The sequence below is a fragment of the Bradyrhizobium sp. PRIMUS42 genome, assembly GCF_023006515.1.
GTDB lineage: Bacteria > Pseudomonadota > Alphaproteobacteria > Rhizobiales > Xanthobacteraceae > Bradyrhizobium.
In genome coordinates, this window is the sequence record NZ_JALBGZ010000528.1 from 1 (window position 1) to 4,446 (window position 4,446).

The following is a 4,446-nucleotide window of genomic DNA, read 5'->3' on the forward strand; positions in this document are numbered from 1 at the left end:
CCATAGGCGTCGGCCTTGATCACCGCCGAGCACTCGGCCGGCACCGCCGTCTTCTCGAGCTTGCGCCAGTTGGCGATGATGGCGTCGAGATCGACGGTCAGCACGCCGCCGAAGGCTGCGAGCGCGGCAGCCTGGTTGGCCTCCGCGGAGAGAAGGCCGGATTGCGAGATGGTTTTCGGGTCGGACGCCATTGTCATGGCGCCGTTTTACGCAAGAGGCCGTTCTGGTTCAAGGAACTCAGTAGTCGTTCCCGCTGCGGGCCGGAACCTGACTGTCAGGCGCGAGGTCGCCGAACCGCGTGACCGAGGCCTCGAACGCCAAATCGACGGTGCCGGTCGGGCCGTGGCGCTGCTTGCCGATGATGACCTCGGCTTTTCCGTGCGCAAGACTCATGTCGAGCTGCCACTTCTCGTGCTCGGGCGTGCCGGGGCGCGGCTCCTTCATGGCGAGGTAATATTCCTCGCGGTAGACGAACAGCACGACGTCGGCGTCCTGCTCGATCGATCCGGATTCACGCAGGTCCGAGAGCTGCGGCCGCTTGTCGTCACGCGATTCGACCTGACGCGAGAGCTGCGACAGCGCGATGACGGGAACGTTGAGCTCCTTGGCCAGCGCCTTCAGGCTGGTCGTGATCTCAGTGATTTCCTGCACGCGATTATCGCTCCGCTTGCCCGAGCCCGAGAGCAGCTGGATGTAGTCGATCACGAGCAGGTCGAGGCCCTTCTGGCGCTTCAGCCGGCGCGCCCGCGCCATCAGCTGCGCGATCGACAGGCCGCCGGTGGCGTCTACGTAGAAGGGCAGCGACTGCAGCTCGATCGAGACCTCCCGGATCTTCTCGAAATCGGCTTCCGAGATGCCGCCGCGGCGGATGTGGGAGGAGGGAACACCGGTGCGCTCGGCCACGATACGCGTGGCGAGCTGGTCGGCCGACATTTCGCAGGAGAAGAAGCCGATCACGCCGCCATTGGCGGCCTTCGTGGTACCGTCGGCCTGGAGTTCCGGCACATAGGCCTGGGCGACGTTGTAGGCGATGTTGGTCGCAAGAGAGGTCTTGCCCATGCCGGGACGGCCCGCGACGATGATGAGGTCGGAGTGCTGCAGGCCACCCATCTTGGTGTCGAGGTCGCGCATGCCCGTCGAGATGCCGGACAGCTTGCCGTCGCGCTGGAACGCTTTTGCGGCGAGATCGACCGCGACCGCCAGTGCCTGCGAGAATTTCTGGAAGCCACCGTCATAGCGGCCGGATTCGGCGAGCTCGTAAAGCTTGCGCTCGGCGTCCTCGATCTGCGCCCGCGGCTGGAAATCGACCGGTGCGTCATAGGCGACATTGACCATGTCCTCGCCGATGCCGATCAGGTCGCGCCTCAGCGACAGGTCGTAGACCGTGCGGCCGTAGTCCTGGGCGTTGATGATGGTGGTCGCTTCGGCGGCGAGCCGTGCAAGATATTGCCCGATGGTCATGCCGCCGACATCGGTATCGGCGGGCAGGAACGTCTTCAGCGTGACGGGCGTCGCGATCTTGCCCATCCGGATCAGGCTGCCGGCGGTCTCGAAGATGGTCTGGTGCAGCGGCTCGAAGAAATGCTTCGCCTCCAGGAAGTCGGAGACGCGGTAGAAGGCGTCGTTGTTGACCAGGATCGCGCCCAAAAGGCTCTGTTCCGCTTCGATATTGTGCGGAGCGCTCCGATAGGCGGGAGTTCCTGCGTCGGGCGCGAGTTTGAGAACGTTCGAATCAGTCAGGACCATGGTCGGACGTGCTTAGCAATTTTCTTGGGCGGATGCGGGGCCGGGATAAAGCGCCGCATCGGTGCAAAGCGAAAGCGAAAGCTGACCGCTATCAACCGCTCAGTTAAAGCGGTGGATGATTAGCAGTCGCAGCACGCGCCGCGCTTGACGGATTTTCGCGGAACCGGTCGGGCCGGAAGCAGCCGCGTCCGCGCCATGGAATAATCCTGAAGCAATGAACCTAATGGATTGGCGCGCAGACGTACCGGAGGGCGCGCGAAACGCACGCTGGGAGCTTTCGGCTCGGGCTCAGACCAGCAGGAGGTAGACCAGCGCAACCAGAGCCGCCCCGACGCCGGTAACGATCAGGGCGTAATCGGTGCGGAGGTCGTCCTGCACGTCGAATGAGGTTTGGGTCTCTTTGCTCATGGCGACGGTCTAAGCCAGGGCCGACCAGACTTATGTGAAGTGGATCACATCTTCCCGGATTCTTTCGGGGGTATGACCGGAACAGGTGGACGGGCAGGGAATTGTCTCCCACGGTCCGCCAACAGGGAACGAGGCAAGCGATGCGGCCAGAACGGCAGCACCAGATTGGGCGAAGCGAGGCAGCTAGCCGGCTTTGGCTGTCGGGGTTGATCGCGGCCATGGAGCACGCCGAGCGGCCCGAAGTGCGTCGCCAGCCTGTCGCACCCGAAATCCTGGTCGAATTGCGGGCGCAATTGGCGTTAACGGCGCTTTTCCGGTCCTCCCAGATTTCGACCCTGCGTCACTAGGACCTATTCACCAGCCAGTTTCAGCCTGGGCCTGACCGTGCCTTCGCGAGCCCGCAGCCGGGCTTCCTCACGCGGCATGTAGTCGCGGGTCGTCGGCACCACGCCCTGGCGGCGGGTGAGCTGGATCTGGAAGTTCATCATGTTCTGCTTGCGGAACGTCATCTCGCAGGCAGCGAGATAAAATTCCCACATCAAGGCGAAACGCTCGTCGTAGAGCTCCACGGCCTCCTCGCGTCGCGCCATGAAGCGTTCCCGCCAGGCTTTCAGCGTCGCGGCATAGTGCAGGCGCAGGATCTCGATGTCGCAGACCAGCAGGCCCGCGCGCTCGATCGCCGGCAGCACCTCCGACAAAGCGGGGATGTAGCCGCCGGGGAAGATGTATTTGGCGATCCAGGGATTGGTCGAGTCCGGGCCCTGCGAACGGCCGATCGAATGCAGCAGCATGACGCCGTCCTGGCCGAGGAGCTCGGCGCAGCGCTGGAAGTAGGTGTCGTAGAATCGGGCACCGACATGCTCGAACATGCCGACCGAGACGATGCGGTCGAACGGTCCGGCGATGTCGCGGTAGTCCTGGAGCAGAAATCTGGCCGAGCCGGTCAAGCCCTTTTCGGAGGCGCGTGCATTGGCGATCTGCAACTGTTCGGTCGAGAGCGTGATGCCAGTGACGTCGGCGCGGGCCATCTCGGCGAGATAGAGCCCGAGCCCGCCCCAGCCCGAGCCGATGTTGAGCACGCGCTGGCCGGGCTTGATGAGCAGCTTGGCGGCAATGTGCCGTTTCTTCGCGAGCTGCGCGTCGTCGAGCGTGCTCTTGGACGTTTCGAAATAGGCGCAGCTGTATTGCTTGTCGGCGTCCAGGAAGAGCGAATAGAGCCGGGCGTCGAGATCATAGTGATGCGCGACGTTGTCGCGGGAGCGCGAGCGCGGATTGAACTGCTTCAGATGCCGCGTCAGATAGCGCAGATGCCACCAGGGTTTTGCCCACTGCGGCAAGAGGTCGGGTTGATCGAGCAGGATCGCGAGGGCATCAGCTATGGTGCCGCGCTCGACCACGAACTCGCCGTCCATATAGGCCTCGCCAAGCCCGAGCTCGGGATTGACGAGGATCCTCCGCTCGGCGTCCGCGGTGACGAAGCGCACCGCGACCGGAACGCCGGAGTCGTCGCCGACGGTGAATTTCAACCCGCTTGCGCCGGTCACAGTCATCGACCCGCGGCGGATGAATTGAGACAGGAATCTACGCAACAAACGGTCCATCGACATTTCCTCTCGAGCGAACCCGAAAGATGCGACTAACCTGGCCTTCATATCTGACGCCCAGGCGCCGCAGCGGTTCCTATGCGTCTGCATCCAATCTGGGGAGGGTGGGGCTGCTGCGCTATTGCGCTGAGTTCACAGCCGATATTCGAAAAGCGCTTAATCACATCCTTGCGCGTGGAGGCTGCTTCCATTCGCGGCTCAATCGGATAAAAGGTGACCCGCCGCCGCGCCGGAGGCCGGCTGCACCCCTCGGAATTCAATGGAGATGATGGGAATGTCGAGCCGAGCGCTCAGCCTCGCGACGGTATTGCTTCTGATCGGCTTCGGCGCGGCCGATCCCGTTTTTGCGCAGGCGACCAACCTCGAGGCCGGCAAGACCCCGTCTCAGCTTTTCGCGCAGACCTGCAATGTCTGCCACAAGAGCCCGCGCGGACTTCTGAAGTCCGTTGCGCCGGGTTCGCTGCCGGGCTTCCTGCGCCAGCACTACACCACGAGCCCGGACATGGCGGGGATTCTCGCCTCCTATCTCGTCTCCAACGGGGCCACCGACACCCGCTACCAGGCCAAGGACGGCAAGGATAAGAAGGACGGTGCCAAGGAGAAGGAAGCGAACACCGCTCCGGGACAGGCGGGCGAGCATCAGGGCCGCCGCCCGCGCGCCCAGGACGCCGCCAGGCCGGACGGCGAG

Annotated in this window: 3 protein-coding genes and 1 pseudogene; 1 reads left to right on the forward strand and 3 read right to left on the reverse strand. The window is 63.8% G+C overall.

Going from position 1 to position 4,446, the window contains the following annotated elements; all coding sequences use genetic code 11:
* The 3 genes from MOV75_RS28475 to MOV75_RS28485 all read right to left on the reverse strand — a co-directional run.
* A partial coding sequence (locus MOV75_RS28475; protein ID WP_369010472.1) for an alanine racemase occupies positions 1-191 on the reverse strand: 191 nt, incomplete at its 3' end.
* 46 nt (positions 192-237) lie between these two features.
* The gene (locus MOV75_RS28480; RefSeq protein ID WP_246930409.1) at positions 238-1,746 is read right to left on the reverse strand and encodes a replicative DNA helicase; all 1,509 of its coding nucleotides are present in this window, start codon (positions 1,744-1,746) and stop codon (positions 238-240) included.
* 758 nt (positions 1,747-2,504) lie between these two features.
* A complete protein-coding gene (locus MOV75_RS28485; protein WP_247007007.1) occupies positions 2,505-3,755 on the reverse strand; it encodes a cyclopropane-fatty-acyl-phospholipid synthase family protein in 1,251 nt (416 codons plus the stop codon).
* Positions 3,756-4,032: 277 nt separating this feature from the next.
* Here MOV75_RS28485 and MOV75_RS28490 point away from each other — a divergent pair.
* Positions 4,033-4,446 (forward strand): annotated as a pseudogene (locus tag MOV75_RS28490) (hypothetical protein); the annotation flags it as partial.

What these genes read in the sequence shown, in the direction of transcription:
- MOV75_RS28480 (WP_246930409.1), bottom strand. Translation starts at nt 1,746, where the DNA reads ATGGTCCTGACTGATTCGAACGTTCTCAAACTCGCGCCCGACGCAGGA.
- MOV75_RS28485 (WP_247007007.1), bottom strand. Translation starts at nt 3,755, where the DNA reads ATGGACCGTTTGTTGCGTAGATTCCTGTCTCAATTCATCCGCCGCGGG.